Here is a 21,453-nt window from a genome sequence, read left to right as displayed (position 1 = left end):
CTATCCGGGCTATTATTTCTCGGGCGACGGCTGCCGCCGCGATGCGGACGGCGATTACTGGATCACCGGCCGGGTCGACGACGTCATCAACGTCTCGGGCCACCGCATGGGCACCGCCGAGGTCGAAAGCGCGCTGGTGCTCCACCCGCTGGTCGCCGAGGCCGCGGTGGTGGGCTTCCCGCACGATCTCAAGGGGCAGGGTATCTATGCCTATGTGACGCTCAACGTCGGGGTCACCGCCGACGACGATCTACGCAAGACGCTGGCGCAATGGGTGCGCAAGGAAATCGGCCCGATCGCCACCCCCGACGCGATCCAGTTCGCGCCCGGCCTGCCCAAGACCCGCAGCGGCAAGATCATGCGCCGCATCCTGCGCAAGATCGCCGAGGGCGACACCACCAACCTCGGCGACACCTCAACCCTCGCCGACCCCGGCGTCGTCGACGATCTCGTCGCCCACCGCGTCGGGTGACGCATAACGGGCGCGGCGACGCGCCCCTTATTTCATCAACACCAGTTCCTCGGCCATGCTGGGGTGGAGCGCGACGGTCTCGTCGAACGCCTGCTTGGTCAGCCCGGCCTTCACCGCCACTGCGGCAGCCTGAAGGATTTCGGGCGAGTCCGGCCCGATCATGTGCAGGCCCACCACGCGGTTGGTCTCGCCGTCGCACACCATCTTGTAGAGCGCGCGCTCGTTGCGCCCCGCGAGCACATTCTTCATCGCGCGGAAATCGGCGGTGTAGACCTTGATCGAGCCCAGTTTCTCGCGCGCCTGACTTTCGGTCATGCCAACGCCGGCGATCGGTGGATGGCAGAACACCGCGCTCGGGATATTCTCGTAATCGACCCGCGTCGGCTTGTTGCCGAACACGCTGTCGGCGAACGCCTGCCCCTCGCGGATCGCAACCGGGGTCAACTGGACGCGATTGGTGACGTCACCCACCGCATAGATGCTCGGGCAGGTCGACCGATTGTCGGCATCGACCACAATCGCGCCCTTCGCATCCCAGTCGACCCCCGCCGTCTCGAGCCCGAGATCGCCGGTATTGGGCACGCGGCCGGTGGCGAACATCACGCAATCGACGGTGATCGGTTCGTGCCCGGTCATCTCGACCGTCAGGCTGCCGTCGTCATTCTTGCCGATCCCGCGGAAATCGGCGTTGAAGCGGAAATCGATCCCCTTCATCGTCGAGATCTGGAGCAGCCGGTCGCGGACCGAATGATCGTAACCGCGCAGGATCACGTCGGACCGGTTGATCAGCGTCACCTTGGACCCGAATTCGTTGAAAATCCCTGCGAATTCGTTGGCGATATAGCCCGCGCCCGCGATCAGGATGCGCTTCGGGATCGCATCGAGATGGAACGCCTCGTTCGAGGTGATGCCGTGTTCGTGCCCCGGGCACGACGGCACGTGCGGGGTCGCGCCGGTGGCGATCAGGATGATTTTGGCGGTCACGGTGCGCCCGCCGGCCAACGCAACCTCGTGCGGGCCGGCGATCGTCGCGCGCTCGAGGATCACTTCGACCCCGTGGCCTTCGAGCGTCTCGGTATAGGCCTTGTTGAGCCGATCGACCTCGCCCAGCACATTATCGCGCAGCACCGTCCAGTCGAAGCTGCAATCGGGCACGTTCCAGCCGAAGCGCCGCGCATCGTGCAGATCCTCGGCGAAATGCGCGCCATAGACGAGCAGCTTCTTGGGCACGCAGCCGCGGATCACGCAGGTGCCGCCGACGCGATATTCCTCGGCGATCGCGACGGTCGCGCCGTGCGCCGCCGCCACCCGCGACGCCCGCACCCCACCCGAACCCCCGCCGATGACGAAAAGATCATAGTCATATTGGGGCATGGTCGGGGGCTCCGGAGCAAAGAAAACAAACCGTTCGTGCTGAGCTTGTCGAAGCACCGCTCTTCTTCAAGGGCTTGCCACAGAAAAATGGCCCTTCGACCGGCTCAGCGTGACCGGACGATTGGAATTATCCGAAAGCGCGGCGCATCAGATCGGTGGTCGAGGGATCAAAATCCTGCCCACCCTTTTCCGCCGCCTTGGCCATTTCCTTGCCCAGCTCAACTCCGAACTGATCGAACGGATTGATCCCCAGCAGCACCGCGCGCACGAACACGCGCTGCTCGTAAAAGGCGATCAGCGCCCCCAGCGTGCGCGGATCGAGCATCTCGAGCAGGATCGTCGAGCTCGGCCGGTCGCCCGGATAGGCGCGCGCGGGATCGTCGGGATTGGCGCGCCCCCGCATCAACGCGGCACCTTGCGCGAACATGTTCATCAGCAACTGGCGATGATGATCGTCGGCGAGCACGTCGCCCGGCTCGATCACGCCGACGAACTCGACCGGCACCAGATGCGTGCCCTGATGGAGCAACTGGAACACCGCATGCTGCGCGTCGGTGCCCACCCCGCCCCAGGTGATCGGCGCGGTCGGCCGCCCAACGGGGGCACCCTCGATTGTCACCCCCTTGCCGTTCGATTCCATTTCGAGCTGCTGGAGGTACGAGGGCAGCAACCGCAGCCGCTCGTCATAGGCGAAGGTCGCGCGCGTCTCGGCGTGGCGCACCTGGGTGTAGAACAGGTCCGCGAACGCCGCGAGCGCGGGGGCGTTTTCGTGGAGCGCGGCGAGCCGGAAGTGGCGATCCATCTCGCCCGCGCCATCGAGCAGTTCGGCGAAGGCATCCCAGCCCAGAGCCAGCGCGGCGGGAAAGCCAATCGACGACCACAAGGAATAGCGCCCGCCGACGCTTTCCGAAAACGGCAGTACGCGCGTCTCGTCCACCCCCCATTCGATCGCCTTGTCGGGCGCGGCGGTGAGCGCGATTACCTTGCCATAGGCATCCTCGACCCCGGCCTCGGCCATCCATTGAAGCGCGCTGGTCGCGTTGAGCATCGTCTCGGTGGTGGTGAAGGTCTTGGAGGCGATCACGAGCAGCGTCGCGGCGGGATCGAACCGCGCGAACGCCTCTTCGAGCGCGACGCCATCGACGTTGGACACGATCGCGACGTCGTAGCGATCCTCGTCGCGGCCCAGCGCATCGATCAGCAGGTCCGGCCCCAGCGCCGATCCGCCGATGCCGACATGGAGGATGTGGCGGATCGTCCCCAGTGCCCCGCCCTCGATCGCGTCGATCAGCGCGCGCATCCGGGCGTGGAATGCAGCGGCGCGGGCGACCGCCTCGGGCGCGCCCTCGCCGCGTTCGGCGCTATGCTCGACGGCGCGATCCTCGGTAACGTTGATCGGCTTGCCCGCGAACATCGCCTCGCGCTTGCCGGCCAGATCCTGCGCCCTGGCCAGCGCGGCGAACGCCTGCACCGCGGCCTGGGTCAGATGGGTTTTCGACCAGTCGAAATGGAGCCCCGCGACATCGACCGAAAAGCGCCCGACGCGGTCGCCATCCTCGGCGAACAGGGTGTCGAGTCGGGGCGAGTCGAGCGCATCGATCGCGCTCCAGTCGGGGTTGGCCATCGGGGTTCCTTCGGCGGGTGGATCGGAAGTCTCGCTCCCTCTACCGATGCCGCCGCCGGCTTGCCACCCGAAACGCCCGGCTTGACGCTGCGCCGCGCGCGCCGCAAAGCCTGAAACATGGCCGAGACCCCACAAGCCGCCGCGCCTGCTGCCGCGCCCAAGGCGCGCAAGAAGCGCTCCGAAACCGCCGACACGCTGGTGTTCCTGCTCAAACTGGCGGTGCTGGTGTTCGTGATCCGCAGCTTCGTCTTCGCGCCGTTCAGCATCCCGTCCGAATCGATGCTGCCGCGGCTCTATATCGGCGACCATCTGTTCGTCTCGAAATGGAATTACGGCTATTCGAAACACTCGCTGCCGTTCAGCGTGCCCCTCATTCCGGGGCGGATCTTCAGCCGACTGCCGGCACGCGGCGATGTCGTGGTGTTCAAGGCCCCGCCGAGCGACAAGCAGGATTACATCAAGCGCGTGATCGGCCTGCCCGGCGATACGATCCAGATGCGCGGGGGGCAGGTGATCCTCAACGGCCAGCCGGTGCCGCGCGAAAAGATCGCCGATTTCATCATCCCGCAATCCGCCAATTATCATTGTGACGCCGCGTTCGAGGATGTGGACGCCGCCGGGGCGCCGGTGTGCCGCTATGTCCGCTATCGCGAGACGCTGCCCGGCGGGGCCAGTTTCGACACGATCGATCGCGGCTTCTCGCCCGCCGACGATACTGGCGTCTACACCGTGCCCGCAGGCCATGTCTTCATGATGGGCGACAATCGCGACGACAGCGAGGACAGCCGCTTCAGCCAGGAAGCGGGCGGCATCGGCTACGTTCCGATCGAAAATCTCGAAGGCAAGGCGATCCTCACTTATTGGTCGACCGACGGTTCGGCCGAATGGATCAAGCCGTGGACCTGGATAACGGCGGCACGCTGGAGCCGGATCGGGAGCGGCTTTTGACCGATCTCTCCGGCTGGCTCACGGCCACGTTCGGCCGTGCGCCCGATAATCTCGCGCGCTTCGAGCGGGCGCTGACCCACGGCAGCCACACCCGCGACACTTACGAACGGCTCGAGTTTCTGGGCGACCGCGTGCTCGGGCTGGTGATGGCCGAATGGCTGTTCGAGACCTTCCCGGCCGAGCCCGAAGGATCGCTCTCGAAGCGGCTCAACGCGCTCGTCACCGGCGCGGTCTGCGCGGAGATCGCCCGCGCCATCGGCGTGCCCCATTATCTGAAGCTCGGCAAACAGGCGCGCGACGACGGCGCCGCCGATAGCGACAATGTGCTCGGCGACGTGGTCGAGGCGCTACTCGGCGCGCTCTATCTCGAAGCCGGGCTGGAGCCCGCGCGCGCTTTCATCCATCGCGCCTGGGGCAATCGCGTCCGCACCCACAGCGCCGCGCCGCAGCACCCCAAATCCGCGCTCCAGGAATGGGCCGCGGCGCACAACCGCAAGGCCCCGCTCTACGAGATCGTCGATCGTTCGGGCCCGCACCACGCGCCGCGTTTCACGATCAGGGTCTCGATCAACAATCTCGCCGATGCGACCGCAACCGGCACCAGCAAGCAGGAAGCCGAAACCGCGGCGGCCGCGGCGCTGCTGGAGAAGCTATCCTGACCTCCCGTTCGTGCTGAGCTTGTCGAAGCACCGTTTTTCTTCGTAAGCCACCAACATGAGCTTCTGGGCCTATATGCTCCATTGCCGGGGCGGTGTGTTCTACACAGGCCATACTGACAATCTTGAAGCCCGCCTCGCCCAGCATCAAAGCGGCCTGACGCCCGGTTTCACGCGCAAATACACCCCGGTGACGCTCGTCTGGAGTCAGGCCTTTCCATCGCGACTGGAAGCGCTGGAAGCTGAAAGGCGGATCAAAGGCTGGAGCCGCGCGAAAAAACTCGCGTTAATCCGAAGCGATTGGGCCGCAATCAGCACGTTGGCCAAAAGCAAGAACGGCCCTTCGACAAGCTCAGGGCGAACGGTAAAGAGTAAGGCGCCCGGGCCCAAAATCGGCTAGTGCCCGATCCGTAACCCCACCCTCCTGTTCCCGGATTTCTCAATCATGACCCAATCCTGCGGCCTTGTCGCCGTCGTCGGCGCTCCCAATGCGGGCAAGTCGACGCTCGTCAACGCGCTGGTCGGCCAGAAGGTCGCGATCGTCAGCCCCAAGGCGCAGACCACGCGTACGCGACTGATGGGCGTCGCGCTGGAAGGTGATGCCCAAATCCTGCTCGTCGATACGCCCGGCATTTTCGAGCCCCGGCGGCGGCTCGATCGCGCGATGGTCGCCGCGGCCTGGGGCGGCGCGGAGGGCGCCGACGTGATCGCGTTCGTCGTCGACGGCAAGGGCGGCCTCGGCCCCAAGGTGACGAGTATCGCCGAGGCGCTTGCCCAGCGCCCAGAGCCCAAATATCTGATCCTCAACAAGGTCGACATCGCCGACAAGGCGCGGCTGCTCACCCATGTCGAGCGGCTCCACGCGATCACGCCGTTCGTCGAAACCTATTTCGTCTCCGCCACCACCGGCGACGGCGTCCCCGAACTCAAGACCGCGCTCGCCACCGCGATGCCCGAGGGGCCGTGGCATTTCCCCGAGGACCAGGTGTCCGACGTCACCGAACGGATGCTCGCCGCCGAAGTGACGCGCGAACAGCTCTACCTCCAGCTCCACGCCGAACTGCCCTATGCCAGCGCGGTCGAGACCGAGGCGTATAAGGAGCGCGAGGACGGTTCGGTCGAGATCCACCAGCAGATCCTCGTCGCCCGCCCCACCCAGCGCGCGATCATCCTCGGCAAGCAGGGCAGCCGGATCAAGGAAATCGGCGCCAGGGCCCGCGCCGAACTCGCCGCTCTGCTCGGCCATCCCGTCCACCTCTACCTGCACGTCAAGGTGAAGGAGAATTGGGACGAGGATCGCAGCATCTATCGCGACCTCGGGCTCGACTGGGTGGATTGAGCGGCCAAGCCGATCAGGCGCGCAGCATCTCTTCCACCCATGCCGGCACCAACGCGCTGGCAGGGCCCACCCGTGTTTCGTGGAAATAGCCGCTGCCCGCCGATGGCTCGAGGTTGAGTTCGAGCGTCCGCGCGCCGGCATGGCGCGCGGCTTGGACGAACCCGGCGGCGGGATAGACCGCGCCCGAGGTGCCGATCGACACGAACAGATCGGCGCGCGCCAGCGCATGCTCGATGCGATCCATGTGATAGGGCATCTCGCCGAAGAAAACGATGTCGGGCCTCAGCGCGGGCGCGCCACACGCCGCGCAGTGCCGCCCCTCGCCCATCGGCCCGTGCCAATCCTGCCGCGCGTCGCACGACGCGCATAGCGCCGAGCGCAACTCGCCGTGCATATGGAGCAGCCGCCGGGCCCCCGCGCGTTCGTGGAGGTCGTCGACATTCTGGGTGACGACCAGCAGTTCGCCCGGCCACCCCGCGTCGAGCCGCGCCAGCGCCTCGTGCGCCGCATTGGGCACGACCGTCGCCAGCGCCGCGCGGCGGGCGTCGTAGAAGCGGTGCACCGTGGTTGGATCGCGCGCCAGCGCCTCGGGGGTGCACACATGCTCGACGCGGTGCCCCTCCCACAGCCCATCGGGGCCGCGAAAGGTCGCGAGCCCGCTTTCGGCCGAAATCCCGGCGCCGGTGAGGATGACGATATTGGAGACGTTGCGCATCGGCAGAGCGATAGCCGGATCACCCCGCCGATGCCATCGCGGGCGGTTCAGGCAGCCTGTGCAAAGACGGGCGCGTCCACGTCGTGATGTTCCGTTTCGGCCACCACCGCCAGCGGCGGCGCGACGGGCATCGGCGCGATCCAGCGCGACACCGCGACCCCGACGCCGAGCAGCGCATAAGCCGCCAGCACCGCGACCGGATTCCAGACCATCGCCACCGCGAACGCCAGCCGCAGCAGATTGGGGCTGATGCCGAGATCCTGCCCCGCGCCTTCGCAGACCCCGAACAGCGTGTCGGGGCGGTTGAACAGCGACCAATAGGATTGCTTCTGCACGCGAACCTCCTGTGAGCGGGCCGACCGGGGTCGGCGCGATTGCAGGAGGCTTCGCAAAGCACGTGCCAAAAAGAGGACGGCACGCAATTCCGGGCGCCCGGCCGGGCATCAGGCGATGGCACGCCACGCGACAATGGAGCCTACGCCACGTGTTGGTGAAAATTCCCACCCCCGTGACGCGCAGGTGATCCTATCCCACCACCGCGGGCGCCCTGGCGCGCGCATAGGCCTGTGTGCCCTCGGTAATGACGTTATCCTCGGGCAGGATTTGGGCGATCGCAATGTCGGGCAGCGCCATGATCTCGTCGTAGAGCGGCGCGAAATCGCTTTCGACCGTGACGCGCAGCAGCTCATCGAAGCTTGGGATCACGAAATAATTCTGCTGGAAATCGTCGATCCGATATTCGGTGCGCATCACGCGCTTCAGATCGAAGCGGAGGCGGTTGGGGCTCGGATCGTCGAGCGCGAAGCGGCTTTCGGAAAAGCTCGAGACGATCCCCGAGCCATAGATGCGCAAGGCGCCGGCCTCCTCGATCAACCCGAACTCGACCGTGTACCAATAGAGCCGCCCGAGATGCTTGAGCGCGCCCAATTCCATCGCGCGCTGCCCGCCGCGACCATAGGCTGCGAGATAATCGGCGAACACCGGATCGGCGAGCATCGGCACATGCCCGAACACGTCGTGGAACACGTCGGGTTCCTGCAAATAATCGAGCTGATCGGGGCGACGGATGAAATTGCCCGCGACGAAACGGCGGTTGGCCATGTGATCGAAGAACACGTCGTCGGGCACCAGCCCCGGCACCGCGACGACCTGCCAGCCGGTCAATTTCATCAACCGTTCGGACAATTCCGCGAAATCGGGGATGCCGGGCTTGGAGAGTTTGAGCACGTCGAGCCCCCGCAGATAGGCGTCCGACGCGCGGCCCGGCAGCAGCCGCGCCTGCCGCTCGAACAGCGTATCCCAGGTGCGATGTTCCTCGGGCGTGTAATGCGCCCAATGCTGCGGAATCGTCCAGTCGGCGGCGGCGCCTTCGGGCGGCTTGTCGAGGACATGCGTGTCTGCTGCCATCGAAAGAGCATAGCATATTGGGCGGGATGCGCGAATATCGCGCGATGCGATACGGGCGTTTTCTGAGGCGGGCGATCCTCTGGCTGGCGACAGGAGTCGCGCTGCTGACCGCCGTTTACGTGACCGCCGGGCTGGTCGGCGGCGCGATCCCCGCCAATGCCCGTTGGCGACCACCCGCGACAGGAATCACGATCTATGTCGAGACCAACGGCGTCCACACCGATCTGATCCTGCCCAAGCGCGCCGCCGGGATCGACTGGACGCGGCTGGTGCGCCCCGAGCATTTCGGCGACCCGCGCTATACCCGCCTCGATCATCTCGCCTTCGGCTGGGGCGAGCGCCATTTCTATCTCGAAACCCCCACCTGGGCCGATGTCCGCCCGCTGACCGTGCTGCGCGCCGCATTCGGCAGCGACGCGACGCTGGTGCATGTCACCTATCTGCCCCGGCCCCGCCCCACCGTCAGCGTCCGCCCGATCGTGCTCGGCACCGCCGAATATCGCCGCCTCGTCGCCTTCATCCGCGCGAGCATCGATGCCGCGCCGGGTGAAATGCCCCGGATTTCACGCGGCTATCAGGATTTCGACACCTTCTATGGAGCAAAAGGGCGCTATGACGCTTTGATGACATGCAACGCCTGGACGGGAGCGGCGTTGCGCCACGCCGGGGTTCGTGTCGGTGCGTGGACTCCGTTTCCCGCGACCGTGATGGGATGGTTTTGATGGCGACACATGCCGACGACAGGGCAGCCCCTTCGAAGCTCGCACTGGCGGCCGAACTGCCGCGCGCGATCTGGTCGATCACCAGCCACGCCTTTTCGCAGCAGATGCTGGCGGCGGCGCCCAAGGGCGACGGCCGGCCGGTGCTCGCGATTCCGGGGCTGTTCGTGTCCGACCGCTCGAACTTCATCATGCGGCGCTATCTGTCGGCGCTCGGTTATCGCGCGTTCGGCTGGGGGCTCGGGCACAATTTCTCGCTGCGCACGATCGGCCCCGACGGCGAAAAGCTCGGCGCGCGGATCGCCGGGATCGTCGCAGAGACCGGTGAACCGGTGACGCTGATCGGGGTCAGTCTGGGCGGGATCATGGCGCGCTTCGCCGCGCAGCGCTGGCCCGAACATGTCCGCGAGGTCATCACCGTCGCCTCGCCCTTTGCGGGCGACCCGCACGCGACCAACCTCTGGCGTACCTACGAATGGCTGACCGGCGAACGCGTCGATTCGCCGCGCCACCAGGCGCTGCTCGCCGAGGCGGCGGCGCCGCTCGCCGTTCCCGCCACCGCGATCTGGAGCCGCAGCGACGGGCTGGTCAACGGCATGATCTGCCGCTCGGAAGCCGATGGCGCGGGGCGCTGCATCGAAGTGCAATCGAGCCACATGGGGGTGCAGCTGAAGCCCGAGGTGCTGCGCGCGATCGCCGACGTGCTGGGCGGGGAGAAAGCCGACTGACCGTCGCCGTCATCCCACGAACGGCATGACGGTGGGTTTCAGTCCCCCGTCACCTTGACCGGGCCGAGATCGCCCATGCCGACGCTGCCGCTCGCCATCGCGAGCATCGCATCGAGGCTCTTCCTGGCCTGAAGCCGCAGCCCTTCCTCGATCTCGATCCGCGGTTCGAGGTCGCGCAACGCGATGTAGAGCTTCTCCATCGTGTTGAGCGCCATATAGGGGCAGATGTTGCAATTGCAGTTTCCGTCCGCCCCCGGCGCGCCGATGAAAGTCTTGTTCGGAAACGCTTTTTCCATCTGGTGGATGATATGCGGCTCGGTCGCGACGATCAGCGTGTCGCCGGGCATGTCCTTGGCATAAGCGAGGATACCGCTGGTCGAGCCGACATAATCGGCGTGATCGAGGATCACCGCCGGGCATTCGGGATGCGCGGCGATCGGCGCATCGGGATATTCGGCCCGCAGCTTCAGCAATTCGGTTTCGCTGAACGCCTCGTGGACGATGCACACCCCCGGCCACAGGATCAGGTCGCGCCCGGTCTTGCGCGCCAGATAACCCCCAAGGTTGCGGTCGGGGCCGAAGATGATCGGCTGGTCGGCGGGGATCTGGCTTAGGATTTTCTCGGCCGACGACGAGGTGACGATGACGTCGGAGAGCGCCTTCACCGCCGCCGAACAGTTGATATAGGTCAGCGCGATCGCGTCGGGATGCTGCTTGCGGAACGCTGCGAATTCGTCGGGCGGGCACGAATCCTCAAGGCTGCACCCGGCATCCATGTCGGGCAGCACCACAATCTTGTCGGGGCTCAGGATCTTGGCGGTTTCGGCCATGAAGCGCACGCCGCAAAACGCGATCACATCGGCATCGGTCGCGGCCGCCTTGCGCGACAGATCGAGGCTGTCGCCAACGAAATCGGCAATGTCCTGAAGCTCGGGCTTCTGGTAATAATGCGCGAGGATGACGGCGTTGCGTTCCTTGCGCAGCCGATCGATCTCCGCGCGCAGATCCAGCCCCGTCAGGCTGCCACCGATGCCGTTCCGTGCGTCCATTGCGTCCCAAATCCCCGTGCTGGCTTTGTGCCCATGTGGCGCGGCAAGGCCACGGGATCAAGACATGGGATCAGGACAGGGGCTCAGGACAGGGGAAACGGCGGATAGGCATCGAGCGGCAGCGCACCGCCCACGCTGCCGGCGGTCACCGCCTGCGCAAAAGCGAGCCCGAGCGCGCTGCGCCCGATGATCTCGATCAGGAGTTGCGCCGCGACGATGGTGCCGATCCCCACCCACCAGCCGGGATGGACGCGGCCGCGCGTGCGCCAGTCGGCGATCACCCCGGCCAAGGGAAACAGCAGCAGCGCGCCGCATATCCCAAGCCCGACCCATGGCATCATCAACGGCGCCGGCAGCAGGCGCCCGAATGCGGGTGCGAGCAGCATCGTCATCGCGCAATAGATCAGCCGCCGGTGCCATTCGGTGCGTCGTCGCATCGCGACCCCCGCCCAGAACAGTCCGGTGAAGGTCAGCACCCCGATCGGGTTGAGCGCGAGGAAATACGCGGGCGTAAAGAAGAACGGCGTATGGCCTGCGCGCACCATGATGATGGTGGTATAGATGCCGATCGGCGCCAGCAGGCTCGCCCAGATTGCGGCGATCCAGCCCAGCCGGCGATGCTGCGCCCGTGCACCGCTGGTAATCAGATGGGTCTGGAACACGTAAAGCGCAGTCCAGCCCATGAAAGCCACAGCATGGACATGGACGTGGAGCGGCGCCCGGAATGTCGAGCGCCCCATCAGCCAGTGCAGCGAAAACCCCGCCACGATCGTCGCCGCCATGACGCAGGCCGAGACGAAGAAAAACCGGGGCTCACGCGTGCGCGGAGCCGAAGCGGAAAGAACCGTCGCCATTGCAGCACTCCCCCAGCCACAGGCGAAGAACGATACTCCAGCGAAACGATCAGCCCAATAGTGGAAAATGCGTAGGCGAAACTCTCACCGCTTGGCGCGATCCTCGCCCAGCACTTCCTGCAACGATCGCGACGCATCCCAGCGCTCGGTGCTGCCCTCGTCGGCGAACGTCACCTTGACGGTGGCGTCGATCCCGGCGGCGCGCAGCGGCATCGCGAAGCTGCGTTCGACGGCACTGCGCGTCGCATCGCGCGCGATCCTGATCATCGTCGGCGCGCGCGCCTGACGCAGCAGTTCGGCCTGCCCCTGCTGGCGGTTGGCGGCATCGAGATCGGCCTCGGCGCTGGTCAGCGTCATCAGCACGCCGCCGCTGCCATATTGGCGGATCGCCGCCAGATCGATCTGCGGCTGATCGACCTCGACCGCCGGCAGCCGCACGCCGAGCGTGTTGGTGCCGGCATCCCACGTCACGTCGCGCTGGCTCAATTTGCCGAGATCGACCTCGTAACGGACCATGCCCGGCATGATCATCGTCTTTTCCGCGGTCAGCCCCAGCCGCGTCTGTTTCGACGTCACCACCGCGACATAGCGCGCCGCGAAGGCGGACAGCCGGTTCTGCTCCTGCAAGCCCTGCAGGCTCGCGTTGGCGATCGTCACCGGGTTGGGCGACAGCTTCTTGCCGACATAGGATTGCGCCGCCCACATCAGCCCGAACGCGACCACGATCAGGATCGCGATCGCGCCCGCGAACTTGACGAGGAAACCACCGATACCCGCGCGACGCGGCGTCTCGGCGATAACCGGTGTCTCGCTTACGCCGCCATCCGCCATGTCTCGCCCTCCTCGATCAGCAGCCCGCGATCGCGCAGGTCGATCAGGTGCGCGCGCACCGAATGCTCGGCAGCGACGAACAGCCGCGGATCGATCCCGCTATACATCCGCTCGACCATGGTGCGCACGTCATGCACGCCGTCGCGCCCGATCAGCCGCAGAATCTGGCCCTCGCGTTGCTTGCGATGGCCGATCAGCCCGCGCACGAAGCGGCGCGGATTCTCGATCGCCTCGCCGTGCCCCGGATAATAGATGCGGTCGTCGCGCTGCTGAAGCTTCATCAGGCTGGCCATATACGCCGCCATATCGCCATCGGGCGGCGAGACGACCGTGGTCGACCAGCCCATCACATGATCGCCCGAGAACAAGGCGCCGATTTCGGGCAACGCGAACGCGAGGTGGTTCGAAGTGTGCCCCGGCGTCGCCACCGCGACCAAGGTCCAGCCCTCGCCCTCGACGCGGTCGCCATCGGCCAGCACGCGATCGGGCGCATAATCGGGATCGAACGCGACATCGGCGCGTGGCCCGAGATCATTGAGCGCGAGCGGCGCGCAGCCGACGACCGGCGCGCCGGTCGCGTCCTTCAAGGCGCGCGCGAGCGGGCTGTGGTCGCGATGCGTGTGGGTGACCAGGATCGCGGTCACCGGTCGGCCGTCGATCGCGCGGAGCAGCGCGTCAAGATGCGCGGGATCGTCGGGGCCCGGATCGATCACCGCCAGATCGCGCGTGCCCACCAGATGCGTCTGGGTGCCGGTATAGGTGTAGGGTGACGAATTGGGCGCCAGCACCCGCGCCACCAAGGGGTCGAGCGCGATGCGTTCGCCGGTCGGGGGGACGTCCATACCTATCGAGATGGCGGTTGCAGACGGCCTTGGCAAGGGTGGTGGCATCCCGCAGGGGCCGGCCACGCTGCCGCGTGTACCGGCCTCGCTCCTCCCCGTGATCGTTCAGTTGTCGGTACCGGCCGTATCAAGATCGTGCTGGAGGTCGCGGATCGACTCGTCCATCGCGGCCAGTGCCTCGCTGCGCGCCTCGGCCGATAATTGCGCGTTGCTCGCCATGCTGCTGCGCGCCTTGCGCAGCCCATCGAGCGCCGAGCGATAGGCATCGCGTTCGATCCGCGCGCTGTTCGCCGCCACCTTGGCGGCATCCGCGCTCACCTTCGCGATCCGATCGGTGCAGATGATGATCCGAGGTCGCGCGCCCGAATTGTCGTTGATGACAAGATCATCGCCCTTGTCGGTGACGGTGCAATTGCGTGAACTGACCTCGGGAATGTCACCGATCACATTCTCGGTGACGACCTGGCCGTCCTTGATGACCTTGATGCGCTTCACCACGCGCTGGCCGTCGGCGGCGGTGCTGTCCTCGGCGGTCCACGTCCAGGTCTTGGGCGCCGCTGGGGGCACCGGAGGCGCGGGCACGCTCGCCGGCGCCGCGGGCACGGCCTCGACCGGCGGCGGGGGTGGCGGCGGCGGATCCTGCACCCCGCCCGAGACCGCGCTGAGCGGCGCGATCGCCCACAAGGCGCCGCTCTGCGGCAGATCGACGCCGATCGTCTTGCTCACCCGGGTGCGCAGCGTCTCGGCGGCCTGCGTGCCCGAGGCGGTGACGCCAAGCCCGGCCATGGTGACGATCGCCACCGCCGCGATCCCGCCGGCGAGCCGCGCGCGCGAGGTCTTTCTGGTCGACAGCATCTTCAGTCTCCCCTTCAGATCGTTGATCGTGTGCAGATGGCATGCCGCCGAGACCGCGCCGCCATGCGCAGCCTTGACGATCGCGCAGGCATAAACGTGGCGGAAGGTCGCGCTCTTGCCCGCCAGCACGCGCGCGTCGTTTGCCATTTCCTGATCGGCGCGAAAGGCACGGAAAGCGCGCCAGGCGATCGGATTGAACCAGTGGACCGCCAGCACGAACAGCGCCGCCCAATTGGCGATCAGATCGCCGCGCGCGTGGTGGCCACGCTCGTGCGCCAGCGCGAGATCGCGTTCGTCCGCGTCGTACCGCTCGGCGAAATCACGCGGGAACGCGATATATTTGCGCAGCACCCCGAAGGCGAGCGGCCCGGTCGCCGCGTCGGTCTCGACGACGCGGATACCGTCGGCCGCGATCGATTCGCGCACCCGCCCCGCGAGCATCCGGCGACAGAACAGCGTGTGCGCGACGAAATGCCAGCCGAAGAAGCCCGCCGCGCCCGCGCCCCACAACGCCAGCAGGATCAGCCCCACCGGCACCGACGCAGCGCCCGGCGCCCCGGCATCGAGCCCGAGCGGCTGGACCACGAGCACGGTGATCGTCTCGCTCGCCTGCGCGATCGGGGCGACCGCCGCCGCGCGCCAGTCCGACGGCAAGGGCGGCAGCAACAGCCGCAGCGCGGGCAGCGCCCACAAGGCATAAGCGACCGGCGATCCGAACTGGCGCCGCACGGGCCCGCGCAACGCAAGCACGAGCAGCATCAGCAGCGTGGTGGCGATCAGCGTCTCGACGCCCCACGCGATCAGCGGCCCCGCGCTCACTGCTTGAGTTCCCTGAGCAGCGCCTCGATCTCGGCGATGTCGTCGTCGGTCAGCGCATCGCGCTCGGCAAGGTGCGCAACCAGCGGCGCCAGCCGGCCACCGAACAGCCGATCCATCAGCCGCCGCGATTCACCCGCGACATAGCGCTCACGCGCGATCAAAGGGCGATAGAGATAGCGGCGGCCATCGGCTTCATGCCCGATCGCCTGCTTGGCGAGCAGCCGCCCGAGCAGCGTCTTGACGGTGTTGGCGCTCCAGTCGCGGTCGGGCGCGATCCGCTCGGCGACATCCTGCGCGGTGAGCGGGCTTTCGTCCCACAACACCTCCATCACGGCATGTTCGGCATCGCTGATCCGCTCGGCCACGGGCACTCTCCTTTGACTACACGTGTAATCGCACCGATTACGCCTGTAGTCAATATCGAATGTCAGCATTCCATCGCGGAACATGGTGCCGAAAAGCGGCGCTCAAAGTGTCGGCTGGCCTTACAGTTCGGCGACGCCCTCAGCGCGATTAACCGTGATATCGCGCAGAAATGCCGGGCCATGCACAATTGGCACGCGGGCTGCATCGTCACAAGCACGCCGAGCGTTCCAACGCTTCAGCAGGGTGGGCTGGTTGCTTTCCGATCTCGCACCGGCCCACCCGACCCGGCCTCCACCATCCCGCACGGCACCCGCGCTCGACTCGCACGCATAGGCGCAGCGCCACGTCGCCGGGCGCTGCGCCTATGCGATTTTACGATGGGTGGGGCGACGAGGCCCGCGTCGGGTTCAGCCCTCGGTGCCGGCCTCGGCCTTGAGCAGCGTGGCCAGTTCGCCCGATTCGTACATCTCCATCATGATGTCCGAACCGCCGACGAATTCGCCGTGCACATAAAGCTGCGGGATCGTGGGCCAATCCGAATAGGCCTTGATGCCCTGGCGGATACCCTGATCCTGGAGCACGTCGACGCTGTCGAATTCGACGCCGAGATGCTGGAGAATCGACACCGCGCGGCTCGAAAAGCCGCATTGCGGGAAAAGCGGGCTGCCTTTCATGAACAGCAGCACCTCGCTCGCTTTCACCTTCTCGTCGATCCGGGCATTCACATCGTCGGTCATCGTCATCACTCCTTCAATCGGGCAGCGCGGTGGTCAGCTGGAGCGCATGAAGCTCGCCGCCCATGCGCCCGCCGAGCGCGGCATAGACCGCGCGCTGTTGCATCACCCGCGACTGGCCCCGGAAACTCTCGCACACCACGCGCGCGGCATAATGATCGCCGTCGCCGGCAAGGTCGGTAATCTCGATCTGTGCGTTGGGGAACGCGTTCCGGATCAGCGCCTCGATCTCATCGGCCTGCATCGCCATGCGATCACGACTCCGCCATGAGCTGGCGGCGCGCTTCGACCTTCTTTTCGCCGATCACCGTGCGCACCGTCGAATCGTCGATCTCGATTCCCGCCGCGGTAAGATCGCCCACGACCTTGCGCACGACATCCTCGTCGCCCGCTTCCTCGAAATCGGCATGGACGACGGCGCGGGCATAGGCCTCGGTCTCTTCGGGCGTCAGCTTCATCTTCTCGGCCGCCCATTGGCCGACAAGCTTGTTGCGACGGGCGATCACACGGAACGCCATTTCCTCGTCCCGGCTGAATTTCGCTTCGAACGCACGCTGGCGATCGTCGAAGGTGGTCATGTGCGGCTCCCTTGCGGCGACAAACAATGGCATCGAGATAGGAGGGCGGAGGCACCCGCGCAACGGGCCAGACGCACCGTCGTCATCCCGACCGAAGATTTCGCGCGCGGCCCCCGGATGGAGCCCGCGCGGGCTCAAGCGCCGATCGTCACCACCAGCTTGCCGATCGCCTTGCGCGCGGCCATTTGCGCGATCGCCCTGCCGCCGTCGGCGAGCGCGAAGGTCTCGGTAACGCGCGGGGCGATCCGGCCCTCCCGCCACAGATCGAACAATTGCGCGACATGGGCCTGATTGGCGGCCGGATCGCGCGCCGCGAACGCCCCCCAGAACACGCCGCACACATCGCAGCTCTTGAGCAGGGTGAGGTTGAGCGGCAGCCTCGGGATGCCCGCCGGAAAGCCGACCACCAGATAGCGCCCTTCCCAGCCGATCGCGCGCAACGCGGGCTCGGCATAATCGCCGCCGACCGGATCGTAGATCACATCGGCCCCCTGCGGCCCCACCGCCGCCTTGAAGCGCTCGGCCAGCGCCTTCGACTGCGCCTTGTCGAACGGCGCATAGGGATAGACGATCGCGTCGTCGGCGCCCGCCGCGCGCGCCGCTGCCGCTTTCTCCTCGGACGAGGCCGCCGCGATCACGCGCGCGCCAAAGGCCTTGCCGAGTTCGACCGCGGCGAGCCCTACCCCGCCCGCGGCGCCCAGCACGAGCAGCGTCTGCCCGCGCGCAAGCCGCCCACGATCGACCAGCGCATGGATCGTCGTCGCATAGGTCAGCAGCAACGCCGCGCCCTCGGCGAAATCGCGCCCTTCGGGAAGCGCATAGAGCCGCGCCGCATCGACCGCGACCTTCTCGGCGAGCCCGCCGTTGCCGATCACCGCGATCACGCGGTCGCCCACCTGCCAGCCGTCGACGCCCGCGCCGACCTGCTCGATCACCCCCGCGATCTCGCCGCCGGGCGCGAACGGGCGTTCGGGCCGGAACTGGTATTTATCCTCGATGACGAGCACGTCGGGATAGTTGATCGCACACGCGCGGACAGCGACGACAACCTGCCCTTCAGCCGCGACAGGATCGGCGACCTCACTCAATTCCAGAGTTTCAGGTCCGCCCGGCGCCCTCGACAGCAACGCTCGCATATCCGCTCCTTTTCGCGATCCAGGGCCGACTCGCGTTGAGCCCGGATTCGTATTTAGAAATCGCGGTATCTTGTGCCAGCGTCAGGCCGATCTCGTCCAGCCCCTGCATCAGGCACTGGCGGCGGAAGGGATCGAGGTCAAAGGTGAAGCGATCCTGGAACGGGGTGGTCACCGTCATCGTCTCGAGGTCGATCGCGATCGGCTGGTCGCGCGCCACCTCGATCAGCCGATCGATCGCCGCCTGCGGCAGCACCACGGTGACGATGCCGTTCTTGAACGCATTGCCCGAAAAGATGTCGGAGAAGCTCGGCGCGATCACCGCCTTGATCCCCATGTCGGCAAGCGCCCAGGCGGCATGTTCGCGGCTCGACCCGCAGCCGAAATTGTCGCCCGCGATCAGGATCGGGCTGCCGGCATGGCGCGGATCGTCGAAAATGTTGCCGGGCTCGGCGCGCACCGTCTCGAACGCGCCCTTGCCCAGCCCGGCGCGCGTGATCGTCTTGAGCCAATGCGCCGGGATGATGACGTCGGTATCGACGTTCTTCGCGCCCCACGGATAGGCACCGCCCGAAACCTGAACAACGGGCTCCATCAGCGCGGCGCCACCGCGGTGGCGGGCTCCCCATAGGTCGGATCGGCCGCGCTCGCGGCATAAGCGGCGACCCCGCTCAGGATCGCCCCGGCAATCAACAAGGCTAGTGCTTTCTTCATCGCGACCACCCCCTTTACTGGCTGTCGTTCGTCATCAGATCACGGACGTCGGACAGCTTCCCCGTCACCGCGGCCGCAGCCGCCATCGCGGGCGACAGCAGGTGCGTGCGCGCGCCTGGCCCCTGCCGTCCTACGAAATTGCGATTCGAAGTGGAAGCGCAGCGTTCGCCCGGCGGCACCTTGTCGGGGTTCATCGCCAGACACATCGAGCATCCCGGCTCGCGCCATTCGAAGCCCGCCGCGACGAAAATGCGATCGAGCCCTTCCTTCTCGGCCTGGCGCTTGACCAGCCCCGAGCCGGGGACGACCATCGCGCGCACGCCATCGGCGACGCGGCGCCCGTTGGCGACCGAGGCGGCCGCGCGCAGATCCTCGATCCGGCTGTTGGTGCAACTGCCGATGAAGACGTGCTGCACGTCGACATCCTGCATCCGCGTCCCCGGCGCCAGCCCCATATAATCGAGCGACTTCTGCGCCGCCGCGCGCTTCGAGGCGTCGGCAAAGCTCTCGGGATCGGGGACGACATCGGTAATCGCCACCACGTCCTCGGGGCTGGTGCCCCAGGTCAGCGAGGGAGCAATGTCGGTGGCATTGAGCCGCACGCTCTTGTCATAGACCGCGCCGGCATCGCTCGGCAGCGTCTTCCACCACGCGACCGCTTTGTCCCATTCCGCACCGACAGGCGCCATCGGACGGCCCTTCAGATAGGCGAACGTGGCCTCGTCGGGCGCGATCAGCCCGGCGCGCGCGCCACCCTCGATCGACATATTGGCGATGGTCAGCCGTCCCTCGATCGACAGCGCGCGGATCACGCCGCCGGTATATTCGATGACATGGCCGGTCCCGCCCGACGCGCCGATCTTGCCGATGATCGCGAGGATCACGTCCTTGGCGCTGACGCCGAAGCCGAGGCTGCCCTCAACCCGGACTTCCATCGTCTTGGCCTGGCTCAGCAACAACGTCTGCGTCGCGAGCACATGCTCGACCTCGCTCGTGCCGATCCCGAACGCAAGCGCTCCCAGCGCCCCGTGCGCCGAGGTGTGGCTGTCGCCGCACACCAGCGTGGTGCCCGGCAGCGTGAAGCCCAGTTCGGGCCCGACGACATGGACGATGCCCTGCTCGGGCGCGATCGCGTCGATATAGTCGATGCCGAATTCGGCGGTATTGCGCTCGAGCGCGGCCAATTGGTTCGCGCTTTCGCGATCGGCGATCGGCAGGCGCTTGCCGTGCGCATCGACCCGCGCGGTGGTCGGCAGGTTATGATCGGGCACCGCGAGCGTCAGATCGGGGCGGCGCACCTTGCGACCGCTCGCCCGCAATCCCTCGAACGCCTGCGGGCTCGTCACTTCATGGACGAGGTGGCGATCGATATAGATCAGGCAGGTTCCATCATCGCGCCGTTCGACGACGTGCGCGTTCCATATCTTCTCGTAGAGAGTCAGAGGTTGGCTGGCCATGCGAGCGCATTAACCGATACGTTCGCACACGCAACCCTTGGAGGAATATTGTTACGCCTGTGACGAGAAATCGCGCGCCGGCCCCGCGTTGCCCGATCGCCGCCAGCGCCCCGCGAGCAGTCGCGCCGCCGCCGCCGACACGCCGGGGCGGATGAACAGCCAGTCGCGGATCGCCTGTGCGCGTTCGGCGCCGATCGCGCGCTTGTAGCCGCTGTCGCCCGCGCCCCAATCGACCAGCGCGATTCCCCGATCGAGCCCGCGCAACAGGCTGCGATAATCAAGCACGCGCCCCGGCGAATGCTTGGCGAACGTCTGGTCATAGCTGTTGGCGATCGCATAGCGCAGCGGGCCGACATCGACGTCGAACGCGAACGATACCGGCGCCCCGTCGATCGTCAGCAGCGATCCCGACAGCATCCCGGCAAGCACCGGGTCCGCCACCGCCGCGCGCCAGAAGGCGCCGTGCCCGGTCGCGGTGAATTTGGCATCGCGCCCGCCATCGTCATGATCGGCGATCCAGCTTTTTTCCTCGACCGCCGCATAGGCATCGAATGCGGCGGGCAACGCATCGCCGCTCGCATAATGCCAGTCGAGCGCGCCATGCGTCGCCAGATGCTTTTCGTGGAAGCGGTTCTTCTTGAGCGTCGAACTGCGCGGCCAGGTGCCCGCCGCCTTGCCGCCCGCCATATCGAGCACATAGCTGTCGGCAACGAAGCGATCGAGCACCACCCAGCCCCGGTCCCGCGCCGCCGCGATCATCGCCTCCAGCCCCGGATCGCCGTCGCACACCGGGCCGATCCGGAGCACGCGGACCTGCCGCCGCAATTCGGCGAGCAGCAGCGCGACCTGTTCGGGCTCGGCGGTGATGCTCATCGGAAAGCTGCGGAACGGCCAATAGCTGCCCGGCACGCTCGCCATACCCAGCCAGCGCGGCCCGGTCGCGATCATCGGCAGCGCGATCACCGGATCGCCCTCGCGCTCGACCACGATCGTGCGCGCCGCGCCGCCATAAGCAGCCAGCGCCGCGGCAAACCATTGGAAGCGCAGGAAGCGGTGCGATTCGGCGGCCTCGGCCGCGACGGTATCGATCAGCCCCGACAGGCCGTCGAGCGTCATCGCCCGCGACGTCGCAGGCAGGCGGGTGAAAGCATCGAGCGGCATGGAATCGGTCATCCAGCGCCGGCTCTAGCAGCGCCACGGTTACCAGAAGATGGATGACACGCCCGTTTTGTCGCGTGC

At 66.8% G+C, this 21,453-nt stretch carries 25 protein-coding genes; 7 read left to right on the top strand and 18 right to left on the bottom strand.

The genetic code is table 11. The features are described from left to right. A partial coding sequence (locus tag NFE57_RS12620; protein ID WP_417438929.1) for an AMP-binding enzyme occupies positions 1-472 on the top strand: 472 nt, incomplete at its 5' end. A gap of 27 nt (positions 473-499) precedes the next feature. On the opposite strand, the gene gorA is transcribed toward NFE57_RS12620, so the two are convergent. Together gorA and pgi are read right to left on the bottom strand one after the other, a co-directional pair. Next, positions 500-1,846, bottom strand: coding sequence for a glutathione-disulfide reductase (gene gorA / locus NFE57_RS12615; RefSeq protein ID WP_252135938.1), 1,347 nt, complete (start codon positions 1,844-1,846; stop codon positions 500-502). Positions 1,847-1,973: 127 nt separating this feature from the next. Next, a complete protein-coding gene (gene pgi / locus NFE57_RS12610) occupies positions 1,974-3,470 on the bottom strand; it encodes a glucose-6-phosphate isomerase (protein ID WP_252135937.1) in 1,497 nt (498 codons plus the stop codon). Between the two features lie 117 nt (positions 3,471-3,587). Between pgi and lepB the strand changes: the two genes are divergently transcribed. From lepB to era, 4 genes are read left to right on the top strand one after another with little or no spacing between them, the layout of a single operon-like run. Beyond that, on the top strand, positions 3,588-4,418 hold the full coding sequence (gene lepB / locus NFE57_RS12605; protein ID WP_252135936.1) for a signal peptidase I: 831 nt from the start codon (positions 3,588-3,590) through the stop codon (positions 4,416-4,418). After that, a complete protein-coding gene (gene rnc / locus NFE57_RS12600; protein ID WP_382280575.1) occupies positions 4,355-5,077 on the top strand; it encodes a ribonuclease III in 723 nt (240 codons plus the stop codon). The genes lepB and rnc overlap by 64 nt, the downstream gene beginning before the upstream one ends. A gap of 55 nt (positions 5,078-5,132) precedes the next feature. Next, positions 5,133-5,474, top strand: coding sequence for a GIY-YIG nuclease family protein (locus NFE57_RS12595; protein WP_252135934.1), 342 nt, complete (start codon positions 5,133-5,135; stop codon positions 5,472-5,474). Positions 5,475-5,519: 45 nt separating this feature from the next. After that, on the top strand, positions 5,520-6,413 hold the full coding sequence (era, locus tag NFE57_RS12590; RefSeq protein WP_252135933.1) for a GTPase Era: 894 nt from the start codon (positions 5,520-5,522) through the stop codon (positions 6,411-6,413). Between the two features lie 13 nt (positions 6,414-6,426). On the opposite strand, the gene NFE57_RS12585 is transcribed toward era, so the two are convergent. From NFE57_RS12585 to phhA, 3 genes are all read right to left on the bottom strand, one after another. Next, positions 6,427-7,128 (bottom strand): NAD-dependent deacylase, encoded by a 702-nt coding sequence (locus tag NFE57_RS12585; protein WP_252135932.1) that lies wholly within the window; start codon positions 7,126-7,128, stop codon positions 6,427-6,429. A 47-nt stretch (positions 7,129-7,175) separates the two neighbouring features. Next, on the bottom strand, positions 7,176-7,463 hold the full coding sequence (locus NFE57_RS12580) for a PspC domain-containing protein (protein WP_252135931.1): 288 nt from the start codon (positions 7,461-7,463) through the stop codon (positions 7,176-7,178). A gap of 190 nt (positions 7,464-7,653) precedes the next feature. After that, positions 7,654-8,535: a phenylalanine 4-monooxygenase gene (gene phhA, locus NFE57_RS12575; protein ID WP_252135930.1), complete on the bottom strand. Its 882-nt coding sequence runs from the start codon at positions 8,533-8,535 to the stop codon at positions 7,654-7,656. Between the two features lie 26 nt (positions 8,536-8,561). On the opposite strand from phhA, the gene NFE57_RS12570 reads away from it, so the two are divergent. Next, positions 8,562-9,257: a TIGR02117 family protein gene (locus NFE57_RS12570; RefSeq protein ID WP_353653923.1), complete on the top strand. Its 696-nt coding sequence runs from the start codon at positions 8,562-8,564 to the stop codon at positions 9,255-9,257. Beyond that, positions 9,257-9,982, top strand: a complete 726-nt coding sequence (locus tag NFE57_RS12565; protein ID WP_252135928.1) for an esterase/lipase family protein — start codon at positions 9,257-9,259, stop codon at positions 9,980-9,982. Before NFE57_RS12570 ends, NFE57_RS12565 begins: the two co-directional genes overlap by 1 nt. A gap of 38 nt (positions 9,983-10,020) precedes the next feature. Here the strand turns inward: NFE57_RS12565 and nadA are convergent, their stop codons facing one another. From nadA to NFE57_RS12500, 13 genes are all read right to left on the bottom strand, one after another. Further along, a complete protein-coding gene (nadA, locus tag NFE57_RS12560; RefSeq protein WP_252135927.1) occupies positions 10,021-11,031 on the bottom strand; it encodes a quinolinate synthase NadA in 1,011 nt (336 codons plus the stop codon). 83 nt (positions 11,032-11,114) lie between these two features. Continuing rightward, on the bottom strand, positions 11,115-11,885 hold the full coding sequence (locus tag NFE57_RS12555; protein ID WP_252135926.1) for a hypothetical protein: 771 nt from the start codon (positions 11,883-11,885) through the stop codon (positions 11,115-11,117). 84 nt (positions 11,886-11,969) lie between these two features. Continuing rightward, entirely contained in the window at positions 11,970-12,716 is a 747-nt protein-coding gene (locus NFE57_RS12550; protein WP_252135925.1) for a DUF4230 domain-containing protein, read from the bottom strand. Continuing rightward, positions 12,698-13,558 (bottom strand): MBL fold metallo-hydrolase, encoded by an 861-nt coding sequence (locus NFE57_RS12545; RefSeq protein WP_252135924.1) that lies wholly within the window; start codon positions 13,556-13,558, stop codon positions 12,698-12,700. Before NFE57_RS12545 ends, NFE57_RS12550 begins: the two co-directional genes overlap by 19 nt. 105 nt (positions 13,559-13,663) lie before the next feature. Further along, positions 13,664-15,232 (bottom strand): M56 family metallopeptidase, encoded by a 1,569-nt coding sequence (locus NFE57_RS12540; protein ID WP_252135923.1) that lies wholly within the window; start codon positions 15,230-15,232, stop codon positions 13,664-13,666. Then, positions 15,229-15,597, bottom strand: coding sequence for a BlaI/MecI/CopY family transcriptional regulator (locus NFE57_RS12535; protein WP_252135922.1), 369 nt, complete (start codon positions 15,595-15,597; stop codon positions 15,229-15,231). The genes NFE57_RS12540 and NFE57_RS12535 overlap by 4 nt, the downstream gene beginning before the upstream one ends. A gap of 408 nt (positions 15,598-16,005) precedes the next feature. Continuing rightward, entirely contained in the window at positions 16,006-16,335 is a 330-nt protein-coding gene (gene grxD / locus NFE57_RS12530) for a Grx4 family monothiol glutaredoxin (RefSeq protein WP_252135921.1), read from the bottom strand. Positions 16,336-16,348: 13 nt separating this feature from the next. Continuing rightward, complete coding sequence (locus tag NFE57_RS12525; RefSeq protein ID WP_252135920.1) at positions 16,349-16,582, bottom strand: BolA/IbaG family iron-sulfur metabolism protein; 234 nt, start codon at positions 16,580-16,582, stop codon at positions 16,349-16,351. A 4-nt stretch (positions 16,583-16,586) separates the two neighbouring features. After that, positions 16,587-16,910, bottom strand: a complete 324-nt coding sequence (locus tag NFE57_RS12520; protein WP_252135919.1) for a DUF1476 domain-containing protein — start codon at positions 16,908-16,910, stop codon at positions 16,587-16,589. Positions 16,911-17,044: 134 nt separating this feature from the next. Further along, complete coding sequence (locus NFE57_RS12515; RefSeq protein WP_252135918.1) at positions 17,045-18,046, bottom strand: NADPH:quinone oxidoreductase family protein; 1,002 nt, start codon at positions 18,044-18,046, stop codon at positions 17,045-17,047. Beyond that, the gene (leuD, locus tag NFE57_RS12510; RefSeq protein ID WP_252135917.1) at positions 18,009-18,638 is read right to left on the bottom strand and encodes a 3-isopropylmalate dehydratase small subunit; all 630 of its coding nucleotides are present in this window, start codon (positions 18,636-18,638) and stop codon (positions 18,009-18,011) included. The genes NFE57_RS12515 and leuD overlap by 38 nt, the downstream gene beginning before the upstream one ends. A 133-nt stretch (positions 18,639-18,771) precedes the next feature. Next, positions 18,772-20,214, bottom strand: a complete 1,443-nt coding sequence (leuC, locus tag NFE57_RS12505; RefSeq protein ID WP_252135916.1) for a 3-isopropylmalate dehydratase large subunit — start codon at positions 20,212-20,214, stop codon at positions 18,772-18,774. A 51-nt stretch (positions 20,215-20,265) separates the two neighbouring features. Further along, complete coding sequence (locus NFE57_RS12500; protein ID WP_252135915.1) at positions 20,266-21,387, bottom strand: GNAT family N-acetyltransferase; 1,122 nt, start codon at positions 21,385-21,387, stop codon at positions 20,266-20,268. Positions 21,388-21,453: the final 66 nt, after the last annotated feature.

This window comes from Hephaestia sp. MAHUQ-44, from assembly GCF_023806085.1.
Lineage (GTDB): Bacteria > Pseudomonadota > Alphaproteobacteria > Sphingomonadales > Sphingomonadaceae > Sphingomonas.
This window is presented reverse-complemented; position numbering and strand designations above follow the sequence as displayed.

What these genes read in the sequence shown, in the direction of transcription:
- NFE57_RS12565 (WP_252135928.1), top strand. Translation starts at nt 9,257, where the DNA reads ATGGCGACACATGCCGACGACAGGGCAGCCCCTTCGAAGCTCGCACTG.
- rnc (WP_382280575.1), top strand. Translation starts at nt 4,355, where the DNA reads ATGGATCAAGCCGTGGACCTGGATAACGGCGGCACGCTGGAGCCGGAT.
- NFE57_RS12585 (WP_252135932.1), bottom strand. Translation starts at nt 7,128, where the DNA reads ATGCGCAACGTCTCCAATATCGTCATCCTCACCGGCGCCGGGATTTCG.
- NFE57_RS12545 (WP_252135924.1), bottom strand. Translation starts at nt 13,558, where the DNA reads ATGGACGTCCCCCCGACCGGCGAACGCATCGCGCTCGACCCCTTGGTG.
- grxD (WP_252135921.1), bottom strand. Translation starts at nt 16,335, where the DNA reads ATGACCGACGATGTGAATGCCCGGATCGACGAGAAGGTGAAAGCGAGC.
- gorA (WP_252135938.1), bottom strand. Translation starts at nt 1,846, where the DNA reads ATGCCCCAATATGACTATGATCTTTTCGTCATCGGCGGGGGTTCGGGT.
- lepB (WP_252135936.1), top strand. Translation starts at nt 3,588, where the DNA reads ATGGCCGAGACCCCACAAGCCGCCGCGCCTGCTGCCGCGCCCAAGGCG.
- NFE57_RS12555 (WP_252135926.1), bottom strand. Translation starts at nt 11,885, where the DNA reads ATGGCGACGGTTCTTTCCGCTTCGGCTCCGCGCACGCGTGAGCCCCGG.
- pgi (WP_252135937.1), bottom strand. Translation starts at nt 3,470, where the DNA reads ATGGCCAACCCCGACTGGAGCGCGATCGATGCGCTCGACTCGCCCCGA.
- era (WP_252135933.1), top strand. Translation starts at nt 5,520, where the DNA reads ATGACCCAATCCTGCGGCCTTGTCGCCGTCGTCGGCGCTCCCAATGCG.
- NFE57_RS12515 (WP_252135918.1), bottom strand. Translation starts at nt 18,046, where the DNA reads ATGCGAGCGTTGCTGTCGAGGGCGCCGGGCGGACCTGAAACTCTGGAA.
- NFE57_RS12500 (WP_252135915.1), bottom strand. Translation starts at nt 21,387, where the DNA reads ATGACCGATTCCATGCCGCTCGATGCTTTCACCCGCCTGCCTGCGACG.
- NFE57_RS12520 (WP_252135919.1), bottom strand. Translation starts at nt 16,910, where the DNA reads ATGACCACCTTCGACGATCGCCAGCGTGCGTTCGAAGCGAAATTCAGC.
- nadA (WP_252135927.1), bottom strand. Translation starts at nt 11,031, where the DNA reads ATGGACGCACGGAACGGCATCGGTGGCAGCCTGACGGGGCTGGATCTG.
- leuD (WP_252135917.1), bottom strand. Translation starts at nt 18,638, where the DNA reads ATGGAGCCCGTTGTTCAGGTTTCGGGCGGTGCCTATCCGTGGGGCGCG.
- NFE57_RS12570 (WP_353653923.1), top strand. Translation starts at nt 8,562, where the DNA reads ATGCGCGAATATCGCGCGATGCGATACGGGCGTTTTCTGAGGCGGGCG.
- NFE57_RS12595 (WP_252135934.1), top strand. Translation starts at nt 5,133, where the DNA reads ATGAGCTTCTGGGCCTATATGCTCCATTGCCGGGGCGGTGTGTTCTAC.
- leuC (WP_252135916.1), bottom strand. Translation starts at nt 20,214, where the DNA reads ATGGCCAGCCAACCTCTGACTCTCTACGAGAAGATATGGAACGCGCAC.
- NFE57_RS12525 (WP_252135920.1), bottom strand. Translation starts at nt 16,582, where the DNA reads ATGGCGATGCAGGCCGATGAGATCGAGGCGCTGATCCGGAACGCGTTC.
- NFE57_RS12550 (WP_252135925.1), bottom strand. Translation starts at nt 12,716, where the DNA reads ATGGCGGATGGCGGCGTAAGCGAGACACCGGTTATCGCCGAGACGCCG.
- phhA (WP_252135930.1), bottom strand. Translation starts at nt 8,535, where the DNA reads ATGGCAGCAGACACGCATGTCCTCGACAAGCCGCCCGAAGGCGCCGCC.